Source organism: Arenimonas sp. (assembly GCF_047602345.1).
GTDB lineage: Bacteria > Pseudomonadota > Gammaproteobacteria > Xanthomonadales > Xanthomonadaceae > Arenimonas.
In genome coordinates this window covers 1-19,502 of the sequence record NZ_JASGHN010000009.1, presented here as the reverse complement: position 1 = coordinate 19,502, position 19,502 = coordinate 1, and the positions used below count along the sequence as shown (strand labels likewise).

Sequence of the window (19,502 nt, the reverse complement as noted above, 5' to 3'; positions counted from 1 at the left end):
TCATGGCCGGGTCGACCCGTGCGTCAGAGTCCGCCCATGAAGCTTCAGGTTCCCTTCCTGCAACTGCCCCTGCGTTTCGACGCCGAACGGCTCAACGCCGAGGTCGAAGCCTTGGGCGAACAGGCATGGCGGCCGCATCCGCAGGGATTCGCCGGCAACGATTCGCTCACCCTGATCACCGCCCACGGCGATCCGGACAGCGACGAAGTGGCGGGCCCGATGCGGCCCACGCCGCACCTGCTGCGCTGTCCCTACCTGATGCAGACGCTGGACGCCGTCGGCGCGACCTGGGGGAGGTCGCGCCTGATGCGCTTGTCGGGGCAGGCCGAAGTCACGCCGCACGTCGACATCAACTACTACTGGCGCGAACGCGTTCGCGTGCACGTGCCGATCCTGACGCAGCCGACCGTGCGCTTCCATTGCGGCGACGCCGAAATCAACATGGCGGCGGGCGAATGCTGGATCTTCGATACCTGGCGCCTGCATCGCGTCATCAACGACGCCAGTCGTCCGCGCATCCACCTGGTGGCCGATACCGTCGGCGGCGACGGATTCTGGTCGCTGATGCAGGCCGCGCGTCCCGCCAATCGCGACATGCCGGGTTGGGCCGCCAGGCTCGTGTCGCCGAAGGACGCGCCGACGCCGGCGCTCGACTACGAAACCATGAATTATCCCAAGGTGATGACGCCCTGGGAGATGCGCGAGCACATCGTCTTCCTGCTCGGCGAGAGCGAACCGCATCCGCAGGTGCCGGCGGTGAACGGCGTGCTGTTGCGCCTGGCTCGTCGCTGGCAGGCGCTATGGTCGTGCTACGGCGAAGACGAAAGCGGCTGGCCGCGCTATCGCGCGCTGATCGAGGAAGCCAAGGTCGAGCTCAAGGCGCAGGGCGCCGATCGCATCGCCCTGCGCAACGATGTGGCTTTCCTGCAGGCGCTGGTGTCCTGCGTACTGGAAGTGGCGGTCGCCGATCGTCCGAACAACGACGTCGAGATCCGCCAGCGCCCGAACGCCCGCGCCGCGGGCTAGTCGCGCTTCAGAAGTTGGGTTTTTCCGGCAGCGCGTTGTAGCGTTCGACCGAGACGAGGATTTCCTTCTTCGCCTCGTCGGCGCCTGCCCAGCCTTCGACCTTCACCCACTTGCCCTTTTCGAGATCCTTGTAGTGCTCGAAGAAGTGCGCGATGCGTTCCTTGGTCAGGTCCGGCAGATCGTCCACCGACTGCACGGAATCGTAGGCCGGAAAGATCTTGCTGACCGGCACGGCGATGAGCTTGGTGTCCTCGCCGGCTTCGTCGGTCATCTTCAGCATGCCGACGGTGCGGCAGCGGATCACCGAACCCGGGATCAGCGGCAGCGGCATGATCACCAGCACGTCCGCCGGGTCGCCGTCGCCCGACAGCGTGTGCGGGATGTAGCCGTAGTTGCACGGGTAGCGCATCGGCGTGGTCAGCACGCGATCGACGAAGATCGCGCCGCTGGCCTTGTCCACTTCGTACTTCACCGGTTCGGCGTTCATCGGGATCTCGATGATCACGTTGAAGTCGTTCGGCACATCGCGGCCGGTGGGGACGAGATCGAGGGCCATGGCGGTTCCCGTACTGCGGAAAAGGGCGCGAATGATAGCCCAAGCCGCTGGAGCGAACACTCGGGCGGGCGGCTCTTGCCCGGCTCGGCAGGATCGCCGGGACGCGTGAAGCGGGTTACAGTAGGCCAACCTCCCCGGACCCCCGCGCCATGAGCACCGACCCTGTCATCGACCCGAAGGCCCTAGAGCTGCTGCGCTCGCTCGACCAGGACCGTCCCGGCGCCATGATCGAACTGGTGCGGCTGTTCATCGCCGATGCGCCGGTGCAGATGCAACGGGTCGAAGAGGGCTATCGCGATCGCGACGGCGAACAGGTGCGGCAGGCGGCGCACTTCCTGCGCTCCGGCGCGTTGGCCCTGGGCCTGACCGGCATGATCGAAACCAGCCAGGTCATCGAGCACCTCGACGTGGCGCGATACGGCGAACCCACATCGGAAGCGGCGCTGGCGGCCCTGCGCGTCGAGTCGCGCAACGCGGTCGTGGCCTTGCTCAGCGTGGTGGATTCGCTTTGATCCGCTAGCCGTTCCTTCGCGCGAATACCGGCGATCGTCGCCGGAAAGAAGAAGCCCCGCTTTCGCGGGGCTTCTTGCGTTTGCAGCGGGCGGATCGATCAGCCGAGCATCGGGATCAGCAACAGCGCGACGATGTTGATGATCTTGATCAGCGGGTTGATCGCCGGGCCGGCGGTGTCCTTGTACGGATCGCCGACGGTGTCGCCGGTGACGGCGGCCTTGTGCGCTTCCGAACCCTTGCCGCCGTGGTGGCCTTCTTCGATGTACTTCTTGGCGTTGTCCCAGGCGCCGCCGCCGGTGCACATGGAGATGGCGACGAACAGGCCGGTGACGATCGTGCCCATCAGCAGGCCGCCGAGCGCGGCCGGGCCGAGCAGCAGGCCGACGATCACCGGAATGGCGAGCGGCAACAGCGAGGGCACGATCATTTCCTTGATCGCGGCCTTGGTCAGCAGGTCCACCGCCTTGTCGTACTGCGGCTTGCCGGTGCCTTCCATGATGCCCTTGATGTCGCGGAACTGGCGACGCACTTCCTCCACCACCGCACCGGCGGCGCGGCCCACAGCCTGCATCGCGAAGGCGCCGAACAGGTAGGGGATCATGCCGCCGATCAGCAGGCCGATCACGACCTTCGGTTCGTTGATCGAGAAGTTGGCGACGATGCCGGCTTCCTGCAGTTTGTGCGCGTAGTCGGCGAACAGCACCAGCGCGGCCAGGCCGGCCGAACCGATCGCATAACCCTTGGTCACGGCCTTCGTGGTGTTGCCCACGGCGTCGAGCGCATCCGTAATCTTGCGGATTTCCGGGCCGAGGTGGCTCATCTCGGCGATGCCGCCGGCGTTGTCGGTGATCGGGCCGTACGCATCGAGCGCCACGATCATGCCGGCCATCGACAGCATCGACGTCGCGGCGATCGCCACGCCGTACAGGTCGCCGATTTCGTAGCAGGCGTAGATGGCCGCCGCGACGGCCAGCACCGGCGCCGCCGTCGACTTCATCGAGACCGCGAGGCCGGCGATGACGTTGGTGCCGTGGCCCGTTTCCGAGGCCTTGGCCACCTGCTGCACCGGGCCGTATTCGGTCGCGGTGTAGTACTCGGTGATCACGACCATGGCTGCGGTCAGCACGAGGCCGATCATCGCGCACCAGAACAGATCCATGCCCAGGTCCGGCGCGCCTTCGGCCGCCGGGAACATGCTCTTGGTGACGAACCAGAAAGCGACCGCAGCGAGCACGCCGGAGACGGCCAGGCCGCGGTACAGCGCATTCATGATCTTGCCGCCTTCGCGCACCTTCACGAAGAAGGTGCCGATGATCGACGCGACGATCGACACCGCGCCCAGCACCAGCGGATAGATCACGCCGGCCCAGCCATAGGTGCCGTAGGCAATGCCGGCGATCAGCATCGCGGCGATGATGGTGACCGCGTAGGTTTCGAACAGGTCGGCGGCCATGCCGGCGCAGTCGCCGACGTTGTCGCCGACGTTGTCGGCGATCACGGCCGGGTTGCGCGGATCGTCTTCCGGGATACCGGCTTCGACCTTGCCCACCAGGTCGGCGCCGACGTCGGCGCCCTTGGTGAAGATGCCGCCGCCGAGGCGCGCGAAGATCGAAATCAGCGAACTGCCGAAGGCCAGGCCGATCATCGGGTTCAGGGCGGATTTCAGCGCTTCTTCGCTACCCGCACTGCCCTGCAGCACGAACATGAAGTAACCGGCGACGCCGAGCAGGCCGAGGCCGACCACGAGCAGGCCGGTGATCGCGCCGCCCTTGAAGCTGACATTCAGCGCCGCGTTCAGGCCCTGCGTGGCCGCCTGCGCGGTGCGCACGTTGGCGCGCACCGAGACGAACATGCCGATGAAGCCGGCGAGGCCCGAAAGCACGGCACCGATGGCGAAACCGATCGCCGTCGGCCAGCTCTTGAGCACGATGCCGATGACGAAGAACAGGACCACGCCGACCACCGCGATGCTGGTGTATTGGCGGCGCAGATAGGCGCCGGCGCCTTCCTGCACGGCAGCGGCGATCTGCTGCATGCGTTCGTTGCCGTTGGGCTGCGCGACGATCCAGCGCGCCGTCAGCAGACCATAGATGATGGCAATGGCCGCGCAGGCCAATGCCAGCTGTAAACCGTATTGCTCGAAAAACATCCCTGACTCCCCAAAAAGACAAAATAAGGCGGCCCGGAGGCCGCTGGCGCCCGAGTATGGCAAAGGGCCGGGGGGTGCGCCAGCCTGCGCGGACCCTGAAACGGCGAAGCCCGGCCAGGGCCGGGCTTCGCATGTGCGCGGCCGGGGCCGGGCTCCGGAATCAGCGCTTTTTCAGTGCGGTCGCGGCAGCTTTCGCCGCCTTCTCCGCGAAATCCTCCAAGCCCTTGGTATTGGTGCCACCGAAGACCCCGGCCCATTTGGTGTCCGCGACTTCGGTCTGGACCAATTGCGAGCCGTCGTTCTTGCGATCGAGGCTCAGGCGCACGCGCACCTTCTGCGAGCCCGCGCCGAAGCCGACGAAATAGCGCAGCGCCATGTTGCCCTTGCGGAAATCGAGGATGTCGCCCCGCAGCTTCGCGGCGCTGGCGATGTTCGGGCAGGTGCCCGGCGCCATGGCGGTCACGCCCTTGGCTTCGCGCGGCAGGAACCTGATCACGGCATCGCGGATGATTTCCAGGTTCCGCGGTGGTATCGCGGCGGCACGGTCGGTCTGCCCCTCGACCTTCTCGTCGGCGGAGACAGCAAAGGTTTCGACCTCGATGCAATCGATCGGCAGATTGACGGCCGGCGCCGCGGCGGTGGCTGCGGCCGAGGCCGCTTGCGGCTCCGGGGCCGCTTCGGCGGTCGTCGCCGCTGCCGGCGCAGCGGCGACTTCGGCGGTCGTTGCAGGCTGCGCAGACGTCGCTTCCTGGGCCGAGGCGATGCCGGCCGCGGCGAAGCAGGCGGCCACCAGGCCGAGGCGGGCAGTGTGAAGCGTGTGCTTGTTCATGCATTTCCCCTGTGGTGTTTGACGATGGTTGTAAGCGAACTTCGGGTTGAAGGGCAATGGCGGCGATTCAGGGCGGCGAACAATCCCGTTGCGAAGGCGTGATGTCGCCGGACACCGTTACGGCGAGGTTGTTCCGGGCCTGCTGGTTCTCGGGGTCGAGATGAAGCGCGCAGAGGTAGGCGCGTTTCGCTCCCGCCTCGTCGCCCGCCAGCTCGTAGGCAACGCCGAGGTTGACCCGGGGGCGCGCCTTGGCCGGCGACGCGCTCACCGTGGCCTGCCACAGGGCGAGTTCGCTCCGGTACTCATGGTTGCGCAGTACGGTCATCGTGCCGAACAGCAGGGCCAGTGCCGCCAGCCCGAGCGTCGCGATGAATCGTCCGCGCCCGCCGAACAATACGACCGCCACTGCGAAGACCGGACCAATGAGCGCCAGGTAGACATGTCGATCGTTCGCCAGATCGAAGCGCGGCAACAGCGAGTTCGTCGGCAGCAGTTGCAGGAAGTACCAGCCGAGCGCGAAGCACAACCAGGGTCGGCGCCTGCGCTGCCAGGCCGCGACGACCACGGCCGTGGACAGAAGAAGTGCCTTCAGTGCCAGCGGCATCGTCCATTGCGCGGGCACGCGTACGTCCGGATCGATGTTCGTCTGCAGGCCGAGAACCGTGTGGCCGAACAGGTAGGCGTGCGCCTGCACCTGGCCGAGCAGCTGCTCTTCGAAGGAGCGCGTGTCCAGGCTCCAGGCGAAGAAGCTGTGATAGCCCGGCGTCGCGGCGACGGCGATCAGTGCGAGAACGATCACGATGCCATGGCCGCGCAGCGCGAAAAGGGAATCTCGCAACCGGAATCCCGCGCACCAGGCGAACAGCAGCCAGGCCGCCGGCATGACGATGGCGGTTTCGCGCACGGCCAACGCGATGGCGAACAGGAGCGCCGACCACCAGGGCTGCGGTCGTACGGTCGGATCCGTCGTATCGGGCGTGAGCGTCAGCAACGAGGCGAGCGCGAAGCAGGCCATCAACGAGACCGATCGCCCGCTGACATAGGTCACGGCTTCGGTGGTCGCCGGATGCAGGGCGAAGAGCAGGGCGGTCGCCAAGGCGGCGAATTCGCGACCGGTCAGGCCAGGCGCCAGCGCTGCGAGCCATCGTCGTGCCAGCGCATGCAACAGCAGTGCATTGATCGCGTGCACGAGCAGGTTGAACAGATGGAATCCCCAGGCATGGGGCGAAAGCATCGAGTTCAACGCATAACTGAGCTTCAGCAGCGGGCGAATGCCGGGCAGGGCATCCCACCAGGCAACGAGGTTGGCGACGGACGGATTTCCCTGCACGGCCCACCAGTCGTCGAACTGGAACGGCGTCTGCAGTGCGTTCAACCAGGTCGCGGCGATCGCGAGCAACAGCAGGCAATGAGGCAGCCAGACGAAACGGCGTGCGGCGTCGCCTGCTGTCGGCGAATTCATCGGCGAGAGCGCCGTTTCGCTTCGTCGAAGGCGAGCTCCAATAGGCCGATCGAATCCCACCAGCGCTCCGGCGCGTGCAGCAGCACGGCCAGCACCTCGTGTCCTTCGCGATCGGCCAATGCAATCAGGCAGCGCCCGGCCCCGGGGGTGTAGCCGGTCTTCAGGCCGCGCGCGCCTTCGTAGCGGCCGATCAAGGCGTTGGTATTGTTCATCCGGTACTCGCGCCCGGCGCCGCTGCGGAAACGGAATGAAGGCAGGCGGGCCGCGTCGACGATGGCGCGTTGCTTCATCGCGGCACGCGCGAGCAAAGCCAGGTCGCGCACGCTGCTGTACTGCGTCGGTGCGTCGTGCCCGCAGGCATCGGCGAAATGCGTATTGCGCAGGCCGAGTTTGGCCGCGCGCGCGTTCATCATCGCGACGAAGCGCGGCTGGTCTCCACCGCGCCAATCGGCCAGTGCACGGCAGGCGTCGTTGGCCGAGCGCACCAGGGTCGCGGTCAGCAGGTCGCCGGCGCGCGCCGTGTCGCCGCTGCGCAGGCCCAGGCGCGAACCGGTTTCCTGCTGCGCGCCGCGACTGATCGTCACCTTGGCCGCGAGATCGGCGTTTTCGGCGATCAGCAGCGCCGTCATCAGCTTGGCGAGGCTGGCCATCGGCAAACGCTTGTCGGGCTGGCCTGCCCATAAGGGCTTGCCGTCGAGTTCGACCCAGTAGGCTCGTGCGACGTCGGGATACGCGTCCCGAGGCGGCGCAACCGCCGCTGCCGGCGGCGGTGCGGAGAAGAACAGCAGCGATGCGAGCGCCAGGGCCCGCATGCGATCAGCCGCCGATCACGCCGCGCAGGCGATCGCGCAGCGACGGCTTTTTCGCCGGTGGCTGCTGCGACGGCTGGCCCTCGTTGCGTTGGTTCAGGCGTCGCGCGGCATAGCGGTTGCAGAACGCGCCGTACGGACCCTCGACATGGCCGGTGAACGAGCGCGTGGTGCAGTGCTGCCTGGCGATGCCCTCGGCGCGGGCAGCGCAATGCGTGATCAGGAAGTCCGGCGCGCGGTTCGGATCGGCCTTGCTGCAGGAGCCGGCGATCAGCGTCGGGCACATGTCGCCGATGAAGTCGTAGTCGCCGCCGGCGTCGGCCTTCGCGCAGGCTTTGCTGATCACGGTTGCGCGCGGCAGTCCGCAGCCGGCGAAGGCGTCCCAGGCGGTCTGGCCTTGCGTGTTGGCACCGTTCTTGGCGGCGAGATCGTCGAACTGCTTCTGCGAACGCAGGAACTGCAGGTCGCTGGCCAGCGGCGTGACCTTGGCGCAGAACGCCGGCTTCTTCGCCGCGCACATCGCTTCCGGACCGACGAACATGGAGCCGGCGCCAACCAGCGCGGCGCCCGGTTGCGCGAGCATCTCGTTGCAGGACTTGCCGATCATCGCGTCGGCCTTGGCCTTCGGCGATTCGGTGGCGTAGTTGCAGTCGCCGATGCGCTTGCCTTCGAAGCTCATCAGCATCTGCTGGCCTTCCACGGTCGCGCGCATCTTGCCGCGGTAACCATCGGCGCCGAGCATCTCCAGCTCGCCGGAACCCGTCATGGCGTCCTTGCCGGTGCAGACCATGTCGAAGGTGACCTTGTTGCCGCTGGCGCGATAGTTGTCGACGCGGCAGTTGTCCTGCTTCGGTACCAGGGATTGGGCATTGCCGTTCTTCGGGCCGCAGACCTCATGCGTCTGGCCCGGCATGCTGAAACCGGCCATTTCCATCTTGCTGGTCACGCGGAAACGCGAGCCGCTGCCGGCCTGCGAGGACGCGCCGAGCGCAAGCAGGCTGGCGCCGAGGGCGACCAGCACGATTGCGACGTGCTTGCGGGAGGAGGGCTTTCGCGACGGCGTGGGGGACATGGGTTACTCCGGAGTTCTTGGGGGCAGCTGTTCAGCCCGGCATGTTCACAGCGAAAACGTGGTCCTGTCGTCCGACAGGACAGCGATGATGCTCAATCTTTCCAGGCCGGCAGCCGCCGTTTCACCAATCGCAGTTTCGGCCGCGCGTGTTCCGGCAGGCCATTCTTGTCGAAGGGTGTCGGTGCTTCGCCCTGGATCAAGGGCTGCAGGTAGCGGCGGCAGGCGGGAGTGATGCCGTAACCATCGGCGCGGATGAAGTTCGACGGCATCTTCTTCTCGCGGTTCGCGATCTCTTCCAGCGCCGCCGGCGCGATGTCCCAGCGATAGGGCTGCGAGGAAATCCGGCGGATGATCGGCATCACGCCATTCATGCCCTTGAGCGCGTATTGCACCGCGGCCTTGCCCACCGCCTGCGCATGCGCGAGATCGGTTTTCGAGGCCAGGTGCCTGGCCGAGCGCTGCAGGTAGTCCGGCACGGTCCAGTGAACTTTCAGCCCGAGCCGATCTTTCACCGTTGCCGCGATCAGCGGACCGACGCCGCCGAGCTGCGAGTGGCCGAAGGCGTCGACGCTGCCTTCGCTTTCGGCGAGAAACTTGCCGTCCGGGCGGCGCAGGCCTTCCGAGACGACGACCACGCAATGCCCGACATCGGCGACGATCGCTTTCACGCGTTCGAGGAAAAGCGCCTCGTCGAACGGCACCTCGGGGAACAGCACGATATGCGGCGCGTCCTTCGCCGTTCTGCCAGCCAACCCCGCCGCAGCGGCCAGCCACCCGGCATGACGGCCCATGACTTCATAAACGAAGACCTTGGTGGAGGTGTCGGCCATGGCGGCGACATCCAGCGCGGCTTCCGCCACCGATACCGCTGTGTACTTGGCGGCCGACCCGAAGCCCGGGCAGCAATCGGTCAGCACGAGATCGTTGTCGACGGTCTTCGGCACGCCGATGCAGGTCAGCGGATAGCCGCTGGCCTCGGCCAGGCGCGAAAGCTTCAGCGCGGTGTCGGCCGAATCGTTGCCGCCGTTGTAGAGGAACCAGCGCACGTCATGGGCGCGGAAAACGTCGAGCAGGCGTTCGTACTTGGCCCGATCCGCTTCGAGAGACTTGAGTTTGACGCGGCAGGAGCCGAAGGCGCCGCCGGGCGTATGCGAAAGCGCCCTGACCTCGTCGGTCGACAGTCGCCCGGTATCCACCAGTTCCTCGCGCAGAACGCCGAGGATGCCGTTGCGCCCGGCCAGCACGCGCAGACCGCGGCTCCGGGCCGCCTGGATGACCGCGCTCGCGGTGGCGTTGATGACCGCCGTGACGCCCCCGGACTGGGCGTAAAGGAGCGTTCCTTTGCTCATAAGAATCAAGCTCTTGCCGTGGTTTGATTGACTTGCCTAGGCACCCCCAGTAGCGTGGGCCGGTACGCACGGCGAGTCTGCGGCCCCACTATAGCCAAACGGGGTGAAGACGGTGCCGTGCGTCTTTCATTCTTTTTGCGCCGGGCCCGCACGCGACGCCCGGACGAAGCAGGGATCTCCAGCGACATGCGATTGGTTCTACTCGGCGCGCCCGGTTCGGGCAAAGGCACGCAAGCGACGCGACTGCGCGAACACCTGCAGGTGCCGCATATCTCCACGGGCGAACTGCTTCGCGCCGCGGTCGCGGCCGGCACGTCGCTGGGCTTGCAGGCCAAGGCCGTGATGGCCGCCGGCAATCTCGTGTCCGATGCCATCGTGCTCGGCATGCTGGAAGAACGCTTGACCCAGCCCGATACACGCAACGGCTTCATCCTCGATGGCTACCCGCGCAACCTGGCGCAGGCCAATGCGCTCGATGCCCTGTTGACGAAAATCGATCAGCCGATGGACATAGCGGTTCAGCTCGATGTCGACCAGGACTTGCTGGTGGATCGGCTGGCGGGCCGCGCCAAGGCCGAAGGCCGCGCCGACGACAGCCCGGAAGCGGTGCGCAACCGACTGAAGGTCTATGAAGAGCAGACCGCGCCGGTGGTGGATTTCTATCGCAACCAGGGCAAGCTCGCGCATCTCGACGGCGTCGGCTCGCTCGACGAGGTGTTCAATCGCATCCTCGAGGCGATCAGTCCGCATGCGGATGTCGGCTGAGACGGCGCGCCGCGCCGGTCGCATCGAAATCACTTCGACAACGCATCGGCGGGTTCGGTGAAACTGCATATCCTCGGAATCGCCGGCACTTTCATGGGCGGCGTCGCCGCGTTGGCGCGCGAACTCGGCCATGAAGTGCAGGGTTCGGACCAGGCGGTCTATCCGCCGATGTCGACCCAGCTCGAACAACTCGGCATCGGCCTGAACCAGGGTTATTCGCCGGCGCATATCGCCACCGACTGCGACATGGTCGTGATCGGCAACGCGCTCTCGCGCGGCAATGCCGCCGTCGAGCACGTGCTGAATGCGCGCCTGAACTACACCTCCGGCGCCGAGTGGCTGCGCGAGAATGTCTTGCCCGGGCGCGACACGCTCGCCGTGGCCGGTACGCACGGCAAGACCACGACCACGTCCATCCTCGCCTTCCTGCTGGAAGCGGCCGGCCGCGAGCCGGGTTTCCTCGTCGGCGGCGTGCCGGAAAATTTCGGCGTGTCGGCCCGGCTCGGCAAGGGGCGCGACTTCGTCGTCGAAGCGGATGAGTACGACACGGCCTTCTTCGACAAACGTTCGAAGTTCGTGCACTACCGGCCACGCGTGGCGATCCTAAACAACCTGGAATACGACCACGCGGATATTTTTCCCGATCTTGCCGCGATCCAGCGCCAGTTCCATCACCTCGTGCGCATCGTCCCTGGCGACGGGCGCTTGATCGTCAACGGCGAAGACGCGGCCTTGGCCGAGGTGTTGGCGATGGGGTGCTGGACGCCGGTGGAACGGTTCGGGCTCGATGGCGAATTCGAATGGACGGCGCGATTGCATCGCGAAGATGGTTCCGAGTTCGACGTCCTGCATCGCGGTGAGCCGCTCGGTACGGTGCGGTGGTCCCTGCTGGGGCGGCACAACACGATGAACGCACTCGCCGCGCTTGCAGCGGCGCATGCCGCGGGCGTCGATGTCGCACGGGTGATTCCAAGCTTGGTTGACTTCGTCAGCGTCAAACGCCGGCTGGAACTGCTGGGGCAGGCCGGCGGCGTACATGTCTACGACGACTTCGCCCATCACCCCACCGCCATCCGCACGACCCTGGCGGGTCTGCGCGCGCGCGTTGGCGAGGCGCGCATTGTCGTGGCGATGGAACCGCGCAGCAATTCGATGCGCCTCGGCGCGCATGCCGACGAGATCGCGCCTTCGCTCGATCAGGCCGATGTCGTGGTGTTCCTGCAGCGACCGGAGTTGCCTTGGGACGCCGGCAAGGTCGTCGGCGCCTTGCGCGGCCAGGGCGAGGCCGTGGTCAGCGTCGATGCGCTGATCGACAAGCTGCAGTGTCTGTGCCGGTCCGGCGACCATCTGGTCTTCATGTCGAACGGCGGATTCGAGGGCGCACCGCGTCGCGCTCTGGCCGCATTGCAGGGCTGAAGCGGACGGGCCCAAGGCTACGGCGCTTCCGGCTATAGTGGCTGCGTGCAACCGAACCAACTGCCGCTGTTTCCCCTCGGCACCGTGCTCTTCCCCGGCGGCCGATTGTCGCTGCGTATTTTCGAACCGCGTTATCTCGACCTGATTCGCGACTGCACGCGCAGCGGTAGCGGCTTCGGCGTTTGCCTTATCCTCGAAGGCAGCGAGGTCGGCGCGCCGGCGGTTCCCGTCGCCCTGGGCTGCGAAGCCCGGGTGATCGACTTCTCGACCACGAAAGAAGGCTTGCTGGGGATCGTCGTTCGCGGCGAACGGCGTTTCCACGTCGAACGGACCAAGGTTCGCGACAACGGCTTGATCGTGGCCGATGTCGCATGGTTGCCCGAGTCCACGCGCCTGCGCATCCGTCCCGAACACCAGCTGCTCGCGACCTTGCTTGCGCGCATCCTGGACAAGGCCGACGAAGCCTACGACAAGTGCGGGCTGGAGGATGCCGAATGGGTCGGTTGGCGTCTGGCCGAATGGTTGCCGATCGCGGTGCACGATCGCCAGCGCCTCCTGCAGGAGAACGATCCGCATCGTCGTCTGCAGCAGATAGTCGATCGCCTGCCCGAATTCCAATCCGACTGAACAGCTGCAGGAAGAACCAATGAGCGACTTGCGTGGAAAAACCCTGTTCATCACCGGCGCATCGCGCGGCATCGGCCTGGCGATCGCGCTGCGCGCCGCGCGCGACGGCGCCAACATCGTCATCGCCGCGAAGTCCAGCGTCGCCAACCCCAAGCTGCCGGGCACGATCCACAGCGCCGCCGAGGCGGTCGAGCAGGAGGGCGGCCAGGCATTGGCCGTGCGTTGCGATATCCGCGAGGAGGATCAGGTTCGCGCGGCCGTCGCGCAGGCCGTCGAGCGCTTCGGCGGCATCGATATCCTGGTCAACAACGCCAGCGCCATCTGGTTGCAGGGCACGCTGGAAACGCCGATGAAACGCTTCGACCTGATGAACCAGGTCAACGCCCGCGGCACTTTCCTGTGTTCGCAGGCCTGCCTGCCGCATTTGCTCAAGGCCGACAACCCGCACATCCTGACGCTGGCGCCGCCGCCCAACCTCAACCCTGCGTGGTGGGCGCCGCATACCGGTTACACGCTGGCGAAGATGGGCATGAGTTTCGTCACGCTCGGCCTGGCGGCCGAATTCCGCGATCGCGGCATCGCCGTCAACGCCCTGTGGCCGCGCACGGTGATCGCCACCGACGCATTGAAGATGATTCCCGGCGTCGAGGTTTCGCGTTGTCGCACGCCCGAGATCCTCGCCGATGCCGCGCACGTGATCCTGACGGCGCCGTCGCGCGAACGTACCGGCCAGTTCCTGATCGACGACCAGGTGCTGAGCGCGGCCGGCGTACACCTCTTCGGACAGTACGCGGTCGATCCCGATGAGGAGTTGTTGCCCGACCTCTTCCTCGACGAGGCGCTGCCATGAAGTATCTGCATGCGATGGTCCGTGTTCGCGACCTCGACGCATCCATGGCTTTCTATCGCGATGCGCTCGGTCTGGTCGAGACGCGGCGCAAGGACTATCCGCAAGGCCGCTTCACCCTGGTCTACCTGTCGGCGCCGGAGAATCCGGAGATCGAAATCGAGCTCACCTACAACTACGACGACGAAGACTATGGCGGCGCCCGCAACTTCGGGCACCTCGCTTTCGCGGTGGACGATATCTATGCCTTGTGCCGGCGGATGCAATCGAAAGGCATCGTGATCAGCCGACCGCCGCGCGATGGCCACATGGCCTTCGTGCGTTCGCCGGACGGCATTTCGATCGAGCTGCTGCAGAAGGGCGGAGCCCTGCCGCCACAGGAGCCGTGGGTGTCCATGCCGAATACCGGCAACTGGTAGGAGCCGTCGCGCTTCAGCCGGCCAGGGCCTGGCGAAGGTCCTCGATCAGATCGGCGACGTGTTCCAGTCCGACCGACAGACGCAACAGGTTCGGCGGCGAAACCGGATTCGCGCCTTCTACCGAGGCGCGATGTTCGATCAATGTCTCGCAGCCGCCGAGCGAAGTCGCGTTGCGGATCAAACGCAGCTTTCCGGCGACGCGCAATGCCGCTTCGCGGCCGCCGGCGACCTGCAAGCTCATCATGCCGCCGAAATCGCGCATCTGCTTCGCGGCGATCGCATGGCCCGGGTGTTGCGCCAGACCCGGATAGTTCACCGTCTCGATGGCCTCGTGTCCCGACAGGAATGCGGCGATGTCGCGTGCGTTCCGGCAATGCCAGGCCATGCGCGCCGGCAGGGAGCGAGCGCCGCGCAGGATGAGCCAAGCATTGAAGGGCGACAGGATCGCACCGGTGATATGGCGCCGATGCGCTACGGTCGCGAAGAGGTCGTCGTTCTTCGCGAACACCAACGCACCGCCCAGGGCATCGCTGTGGCCGCCGAAGTACTTCGTCGTCGAATGCATGACGATATCCGCGCCGAGCGCCAGGGGCTGCTGAAGCGCCGGCGTGGCGAACGTGTTGTCGCAGGCGAGCAAAGCGCCGCGCTCGTGCGCGATGGCGGCGAGCCCGGCGATATCGGCGACCTTCAGGCGCGGATTGGACGGGGTTTCGGCCCATATCATTCCGGTGCGTTCGCTGCAGGCGGAGGCAACCAACGCCAGATCGCCCATGTCGACGGTCCGCGCGACGATCTTCTTCTCCGGCAGGAATTCGCTGCAGAGCACACGCAGACCCGTGTAGCAGTCGTCGGGCACCAGGACCTCCGAATCGGTAGGCAAGGACTGCAATGCGGCGATCATCGCGCCCTGGCCTGAGGCGAAAGCCAAGGCTCTTTCGCCGCCCTCAAGGCTCGCCAGCATCTGCTCGAGGCGATCCTGCGTTGGGTTGCCTTCGCGTAGGTACTCGTAGCCGGCGCGGCGTTCTCCCGCAGGACCGTGTTCGAAGGTCGTCGCCAGGTGGATGGGCGGCGACAACGCGCCGGTTTCCTTGTCCGGGTCGCCGCCGGCATGAATGGCCAGGGTTTCAAAACGCATGCAGTTCTCCCAGTACGAAACCGCGGCCGACGAGTTCGCCGGCGAATTGTGCCTCGTCTTCGAATACGAAGGCATCGATGCCCGCTTGCTTGGCGCCATCGACGTTCGCGCGCTTGTCGTCAACGAACAAGGTCGAATGCGATGCGTATCCCAGGCGCTCCAGGCAGGCCGCGAAGGCCTGCGGATCGGGCTTGGACAGGCGCAGGCTGGCCGAGGTCACGAAACGATGCCGGAACAACGGAGACAGCTCGGGGAGCACGCGATCGATGTGCTGGTGCAGCCATTGGCCGTTGTTCGTGAATACCGCGAGCTGCGCTTGCGACGACAGGGCCTCGCACAAGGCCAGCATGCCGGGACGCGCGCGCGTCGATTGTCGCCGTGCCGACAGGAACTCAGAAGCTGGGATATCCAGGCCCCATTCGCTGCGCAACAGGTCGAGGTAGGCATCGAGGTCGAACTCGCCGCGATCGGAGCGCGCTTCCAGCCCGCTGGCGAACACGGCGCGATGCACCTGCTCTTCGCTGGCGCCGGAGGCCTGGGCAAGGACGCGGCAGCGGATGGCATGGCTGTATTCGACCAGCACGTCGTCCAGATCCAGCAGGAGCAGCTTCGGCCGGGGAAGCATGTTCATCCTGCGCGTGCTTCGTGGAATGCGTCGGCGGCCGCTGCAAGCGTGTGTGCGATCTCGACGTCGCCGTGCGCGGACGACACGAAGCCGGCTTCGAAAGCCGAAGGCGCCAGGTAAACGCCTCGTTTCAGCATGCCGTGGAAGAAGCGGTTGAAAGCCTTGGTGTCGCAGGCGATCGCCTGCTCGTAGGTTTCGACATGCTGGTCGGTGAAGTACAGACCGAACATCGCGCAGCTGCGCGTGGTGGTGAACGGCACGTCCGCATCGCGGGCCGCCGCTTCCAGTCCGTCGCAGAGCTGGTGCGTGCGGCGTTCGAGCGCGGCGTGGAATCCCGGCGCCTGTATCAGATCCAGCGTCGCCAGCCCGGCTGCCATCGCCACCGGATTGCCGCTCAAGGTGCCGGCCTGGTAGACCGGTCCGCTCGGCGCGATGTTGCGCATCAGATCGCGCCGCCCGCCGTAGGCGCCGACCGGCATGCCGCCGCCGATGATCTTGCCGAACGTGCTGAGGTCGGGCACGACGCCGTAACGCTGCTGCGCCCCGCCGAGCGCGACGCGGAAACCGGTCATCACCTCGTCGAAGATAAGCAGGGCGCCATGCTCGGTGCACAGGGCGCGCAGATGCTGCAGGTAGCCTTCGCGCGGCAGGATGCAGTTGGCGTTGCCGACGATGGGTTCGACGATCACCCCGGCGATGTCGGCGCCCAGTTCGGCGAACAGTCGTGTCGCCGCATCGAAGTCGTTGTAAGGCAGGGTCAGGGTGAGATCGGCCAACGCTTTCGGTACGCCGGGCGAATTCGGCACGCCCAGCGTGAGCATGCCCGAGCCCGCCTTCACCAGGAACGAGTCGCCATGGCCGTGATAGCAACCCTCGAACTTGACGATGCGCGAACGACCGGTGGCGCCGCGTGCCAAGCGGATCGCCGACAGCGTCGCCTCGGTACCCGAGTTCACCATGCGCACCATTTCGCAACTCGGCACGAGACGCGAAATGGTTTCGGCCATAGTTACTTCCAACGCATTCGGCACGCCGAAGCTCAGGCCGTCGCGCATCGTGCGTTCGACCGCAGCGAGCACTTGCGGATGCGCATGCCCGGCGACCATCGGCCCCCAGCTTCCGACGTAGTCGACGTAGCGATTGCCGTCGACATCGATCAGGTAAGCGCTTTCCGCGCGCGCAGCGAAGAACGGTTCGCCGCCCACGGATTTGAAAGCGCGCACGGGCGAGTTGACGCCGCCCGGCATCAGGTCCTGGGCGCGGGCGAAAAGATCATGGCTGTTCTGGTGGTTCATGCATTTGGCTCGAAGCATTGGCGGAATGCGCGCACGGTGGCGACAGGATCGTGGGCGTCGTATACGGCGACGATCGCGGCGACGAGATCGGCGCCTGCGGCGATCAGGGAAGGCGCATTGTCCGGAGTAATGCCGCCGATCGCCACCCGGGGCAGGCCCAGTCTCGCAGCATCGCGTAACAGCGACGGCGTCGCGCGTCGCGCCAGCGGCTTGGTGCCGGAGGCGAAGAATGCGCCGAAAGCGATGTAGTCGACGCCGGCATTCGCGGCGCGGACGGCGAGCTCAGACTGGTCGTAGCAGGACGCGCCCAGTATTCGCTGCGGACCGAGCGCTTGTCGGGCTTCCGCCAGTCCGCCGTCCTGTTCGCCCAGGTGCGCCCCATCGGCGTCCACCTCGAGCGCCAGTCTCCAGTCGTCGTTGATGATGAGCGGCGTGCGGGATGCGCGGCAGGCTTCGGCCAATGCCGCGGCCTGTTCGCGTCGAAGCGCGTTGTCGGCGAGCTTGTTCCGGTATTGCAGCATCGCCACGCCGGCGTCGAGCAGGGGGCGAGTGCGTGCCAGCAGCCGCACGGTGTCGGTCTCGTCGGGCGTCAGCAGGTAGAGGCCGCGGCGCGGCCAGGCGATGCGAGGAGGCATGGTTCGAAGGCGTGTCGCGGTCGCGGCAAGATGCGACAATGATAGCTCCGCTCCCCCTTGGCGCCGAGGCAATGAACGATTCGACGGCTTACCGCAGCTGGATGTGCGTGGTCTGCGGTTTCATCTACAACGAAGCCGACGGTTTGCCGGAAGAGGGTATCGAGCCGGGAACGCGCTGGGACGAGATCCCGGACGATTGGGTGTGCCCGGACTGCGGCGTGACCAAGGCCGATTTCGAGATGATCGAAGCCTGAGGCGGGAATCGCTTCAGTTGATGCTCGAACGCGAGCCGCTGACTTCCACCAGGGCCGTATGCACCGCTTCGGCGTCGTCCGCCTCGGGCAGCAAGTGCAGGTAGCGCGCCAGGTCGGCACGGGCGCCGGGCGCGTAACCTAGCTCCCGATACGCCATCCCGCGATCGCGTAGCGCGTCGGCCTGGTCGGGCGTGAGCTTGAGGATGCGATCGGCGGTGCGGGCGACGCGATCCCAGTCCTTGCGATGCGTATACAGGCCGATCAGGTTGCGCAGCATGCGCGCGAGGATCGTGCGGTGCGTCGCGGGTGCCAGGATATCGCCGAGCTGATGGTCGTCGATCATGCGGCCGCCCAGATGCGGCGACGCGCGTTCCTTCAGCTCTTGGGCGCTGACCGGTCGTCCCTTGTTGTAGGGATCCATCACCAGGATGCCGTCGTCCACCGGCAGGCGGACGAGAAAATGGCCCGGGAACGAAATGCCGTCGAGCGGCAGGCCGAGGCGGCGCGTGACTTCGATCTGCACGACCGCGAGCGAGATCGGAATGCCGAGCTTGCGATCGAACACCTCGTTCAAATAGCTGTTGCGCGGATCGTCGTACTGCGAGGCGTTGCCCTTGAATCCCTGTTCCTCGAACAGGAAATGGTTGATGGCGGTTAGGCGAGCCGGCAGGTCGATGTCGCCCCCGAGTTTGGGCCGCAGGGCATCGGCATAACCTTGCACCGTGTCGGCATAAGCGCCGGCATCGAGCTGCGGGTATTCGTCGCGAGCGATCAGTAGCGCGACATCGAGCAGGGGCAGGTCGTCGTCGCTGCAGCTCGCGAGGCTGTTCCAGTCCGGGAGTGCGTAGCGGGGCATGCGCCTAATGTGGGCTTGCCGCGCCGGCGAATCAAGGGCTCTTGGCCGGGGCCTTCTTCAGGCTCGGGTCGAGGCGCAATTCATCCCCGGGTTTTACGCCCAGCGTTTCGGCGAGACCGGCGTTGATCTCGAGCACGTAGAGCGCAGGACCTTCGCTGGGGAAGGGCGGGCAGCGATCACCTGCCGAGCAGGCGGGTACGCGCTTCTGTGCCGAGACGAGCTTGAGGGCGCGATCGAAGTACAGGATGTCGAGCGGGATGCGCGTGTTCTTCATCCAGTAGGCCTGCGGCTCCTCGAAATCATGGATGAAAAGCATTCCGCGATCGGCGGCGAGCGTGTCGCGGAACATCAGTCCGCGCGCGCGCTCCCCTTCTTCGTCGGCGACTTCGACCGTGAACCGGCGTCCCTTCAATTCCACCCACGGCTCGTTGCTGGCGGTGGCGCAGGAAGCCAGGGTGAGGGTGGCGGCGAAGGCGGCAAGAAGGCGGTGGATACGGGGCATTCGGGCATCGTCCTGAGGGAGCGCAGACGTTCCGGGATGCGGCGCGTCGCTGTCAAGACGCGCAGTAGCGGTTCTGGCGAATCCGTCAAGACTGTTTCTTTAGGGGACGAGGGGCTAGGATTCGCGTCCCTCGGCCGGGCGGGTATTGATGGGCGGGGGAGGTGGAGATCCTGATGGTTTAGGGGTGTTGACCTTCGGCAAAAGCGCCGTATAATGTGCGGCTCCCTCGGACGAAAGGTCCTCTGGGGCGGGATGCGGAAAGCATTCCAAGCGATTGATCTTTGACAGTGTGCGCAGGAAATTTGTGCGGGCGCCTGCAGGAGTGGACAAGTCCAATCTTGCAGATGTCTGTCATAAGCTT

General features: G+C 66.1%; 21 protein-coding genes. 8 read left to right on the top strand and 13 right to left on the bottom strand.

All coding sequences use genetic code 11. The features are described 5' to 3' along the window. The first annotated feature begins 36 nt into the window (after window positions 1-36). Window positions 37-1,026: an aspartyl/asparaginyl beta-hydroxylase domain-containing protein gene (locus QM707_RS12320; RefSeq protein ID WP_415002176.1), complete on the top strand. Its 990-nt coding sequence runs from the start codon at window positions 37-39 to the stop codon at window positions 1,024-1,026. A 7-nt stretch (window positions 1,027-1,033) separates the two neighbouring features. On the opposite strand, the gene ppa is transcribed toward QM707_RS12320, so the two are convergent. Then, entirely contained in the window at window positions 1,034-1,582 is a 549-nt protein-coding gene (gene ppa / locus QM707_RS12315) for an inorganic diphosphatase (protein ID WP_415002175.1), read from the bottom strand. A gap of 149 nt (window positions 1,583-1,731) precedes the next feature. On the opposite strand from ppa, the gene QM707_RS12310 reads away from it, so the two are divergent. Then, window positions 1,732-2,094 carry an Hpt domain-containing protein gene (locus QM707_RS12310; protein ID WP_415002174.1) on the top strand — a complete coding sequence of 121 codons (363 nt, stop codon included), beginning with the start codon at window positions 1,732-1,734 and terminating at the stop codon, window positions 2,092-2,094. A gap of 98 nt (window positions 2,095-2,192) precedes the next feature. Here QM707_RS12310 and QM707_RS12305 read toward each other — a convergent pair whose 3' ends face one another. The 6 genes from QM707_RS12305 to QM707_RS12280 form a co-directional block, all read right to left on the bottom strand. After that, the gene (locus QM707_RS12305) at window positions 2,193-4,244 is read right to left on the bottom strand and encodes a sodium-translocating pyrophosphatase (protein WP_415002173.1); all 2,052 of its coding nucleotides are present in this window, start codon (window positions 4,242-4,244) and stop codon (window positions 2,193-2,195) included. 160 nt (window positions 4,245-4,404) lie between these two features. Continuing rightward, entirely contained in the window at window positions 4,405-5,130 is a 726-nt protein-coding gene (locus QM707_RS12300) for a DUF4410 domain-containing protein (protein ID WP_415002172.1), read from the bottom strand. 10 nt (window positions 5,131-5,140) lie between these two features. Continuing rightward, window positions 5,141-6,535 carry a tetratricopeptide repeat protein gene (locus QM707_RS12295; protein ID WP_415002171.1) on the bottom strand — a complete coding sequence of 465 codons (1,395 nt, stop codon included), beginning with the start codon at window positions 6,533-6,535 and terminating at the stop codon, window positions 5,141-5,143. Then, window positions 6,532-7,347: a D-alanyl-D-alanine carboxypeptidase family protein gene (locus QM707_RS12290; protein ID WP_415002170.1), complete on the bottom strand. Its 816-nt coding sequence runs from the start codon at window positions 7,345-7,347 to the stop codon at window positions 6,532-6,534. Before QM707_RS12290 ends, QM707_RS12295 begins: the two co-directional genes overlap by 4 nt. Window positions 7,348-7,351: 4 nt before the next feature. Continuing rightward, complete coding sequence (locus tag QM707_RS12285; RefSeq protein ID WP_415002169.1) at window positions 7,352-8,416, bottom strand: DUF3617 domain-containing protein; 1,065 nt, start codon at window positions 8,414-8,416, stop codon at window positions 7,352-7,354. Window positions 8,417-8,508: 92 nt separating this feature from the next. Then, the gene (locus QM707_RS12280; protein WP_415002168.1) at window positions 8,509-9,765 is read right to left on the bottom strand and encodes a 6-phosphofructokinase; all 1,257 of its coding nucleotides are present in this window, start codon (window positions 9,763-9,765) and stop codon (window positions 8,509-8,511) included. A 186-nt stretch (window positions 9,766-9,951) separates the two neighbouring features. On the opposite strand from QM707_RS12280, the gene QM707_RS12275 reads away from it, so the two are divergent. From QM707_RS12275 to QM707_RS12255, 5 genes are read left to right on the top strand one after another with little or no spacing between them, the layout of a single operon-like run. Continuing rightward, entirely contained in the window at window positions 9,952-10,530 is a 579-nt protein-coding gene (locus QM707_RS12275; RefSeq protein WP_415002167.1) for an adenylate kinase, read from the top strand. Window positions 10,531-10,587: 57 nt separating this feature from the next. Further along, a complete protein-coding gene (mpl, locus tag QM707_RS12270; protein ID WP_415002166.1) occupies window positions 10,588-11,946 on the top strand; it encodes a UDP-N-acetylmuramate:L-alanyl-gamma-D-glutamyl-meso-diaminopimelate ligase in 1,359 nt (452 codons plus the stop codon). Window positions 11,947-11,991: 45 nt separating this feature from the next. Continuing rightward, window positions 11,992-12,573 carry an LON peptidase substrate-binding domain-containing protein gene (locus QM707_RS12265; RefSeq protein ID WP_415002165.1) on the top strand — a complete coding sequence of 194 codons (582 nt, stop codon included), beginning with the start codon at window positions 11,992-11,994 and terminating at the stop codon, window positions 12,571-12,573. 19 nt (window positions 12,574-12,592) lie between these two features. Continuing rightward, the gene (locus QM707_RS12260) at window positions 12,593-13,423 is read left to right on the top strand and encodes an SDR family oxidoreductase (RefSeq protein WP_415002164.1); all 831 of its coding nucleotides are present in this window, start codon (window positions 12,593-12,595) and stop codon (window positions 13,421-13,423) included. Next, entirely contained in the window at window positions 13,420-13,839 is a 420-nt protein-coding gene (locus QM707_RS12255) for a VOC family protein (protein WP_415002163.1), read from the top strand. Before QM707_RS12260 ends, QM707_RS12255 begins: the two co-directional genes overlap by 4 nt. A 13-nt stretch (window positions 13,840-13,852) precedes the next feature. On the opposite strand, the gene QM707_RS12250 is transcribed toward QM707_RS12255, so the two are convergent. Genes QM707_RS12250 through thiE form a run of 4 tightly spaced genes read right to left on the bottom strand, consistent with a single transcriptional unit; the run spans window position 13,853 to window position 17,529 of the window. Next, entirely contained in the window at window positions 13,853-14,974 is a 1,122-nt protein-coding gene (locus QM707_RS12250; protein ID WP_415002162.1) for a trans-sulfuration enzyme family protein, read from the bottom strand. Continuing rightward, window positions 14,964-15,605 (bottom strand): HAD-IA family hydrolase, encoded by a 642-nt coding sequence (locus tag QM707_RS12245; RefSeq protein ID WP_415002161.1) that lies wholly within the window; start codon window positions 15,603-15,605, stop codon window positions 14,964-14,966. Before QM707_RS12245 ends, QM707_RS12250 begins: the two co-directional genes overlap by 11 nt. Beyond that, entirely contained in the window at window positions 15,602-16,894 is a 1,293-nt protein-coding gene (gene hemL, locus QM707_RS12240) for a glutamate-1-semialdehyde 2,1-aminomutase (RefSeq protein WP_415002160.1), read from the bottom strand. Before hemL ends, QM707_RS12245 begins: the two co-directional genes overlap by 4 nt. Continuing rightward, window positions 16,891-17,529, bottom strand: a complete 639-nt coding sequence (gene thiE, locus QM707_RS12235; RefSeq protein WP_415002159.1) for a thiamine phosphate synthase — start codon at window positions 17,527-17,529, stop codon at window positions 16,891-16,893. Before thiE ends, hemL begins: the two co-directional genes overlap by 4 nt. 71 nt (window positions 17,530-17,600) lie before the next feature. Here thiE and QM707_RS12230 point away from each other — a divergent pair, with 71 nt between their 5' ends. Continuing rightward, entirely contained in the window at window positions 17,601-17,783 is a 183-nt protein-coding gene (locus QM707_RS12230; RefSeq protein WP_415002158.1) for a rubredoxin, read from the top strand. A 13-nt stretch (window positions 17,784-17,796) separates the two neighbouring features. On the opposite strand, the gene QM707_RS12225 is transcribed toward QM707_RS12230, so the two are convergent. Together QM707_RS12225 and QM707_RS12220 are read right to left on the bottom strand one after the other, a co-directional pair. Beyond that, the gene (locus QM707_RS12225) at window positions 17,797-18,639 is read right to left on the bottom strand and encodes a SirB1 family protein (protein WP_415002157.1); all 843 of its coding nucleotides are present in this window, start codon (window positions 18,637-18,639) and stop codon (window positions 17,797-17,799) included. A gap of 31 nt (window positions 18,640-18,670) precedes the next feature. Continuing rightward, complete coding sequence (locus QM707_RS12220; RefSeq protein ID WP_415002156.1) at window positions 18,671-19,141, bottom strand: DUF192 domain-containing protein; 471 nt, start codon at window positions 19,139-19,141, stop codon at window positions 18,671-18,673. Window positions 19,142-19,502 lie beyond the last annotated feature (361 nt).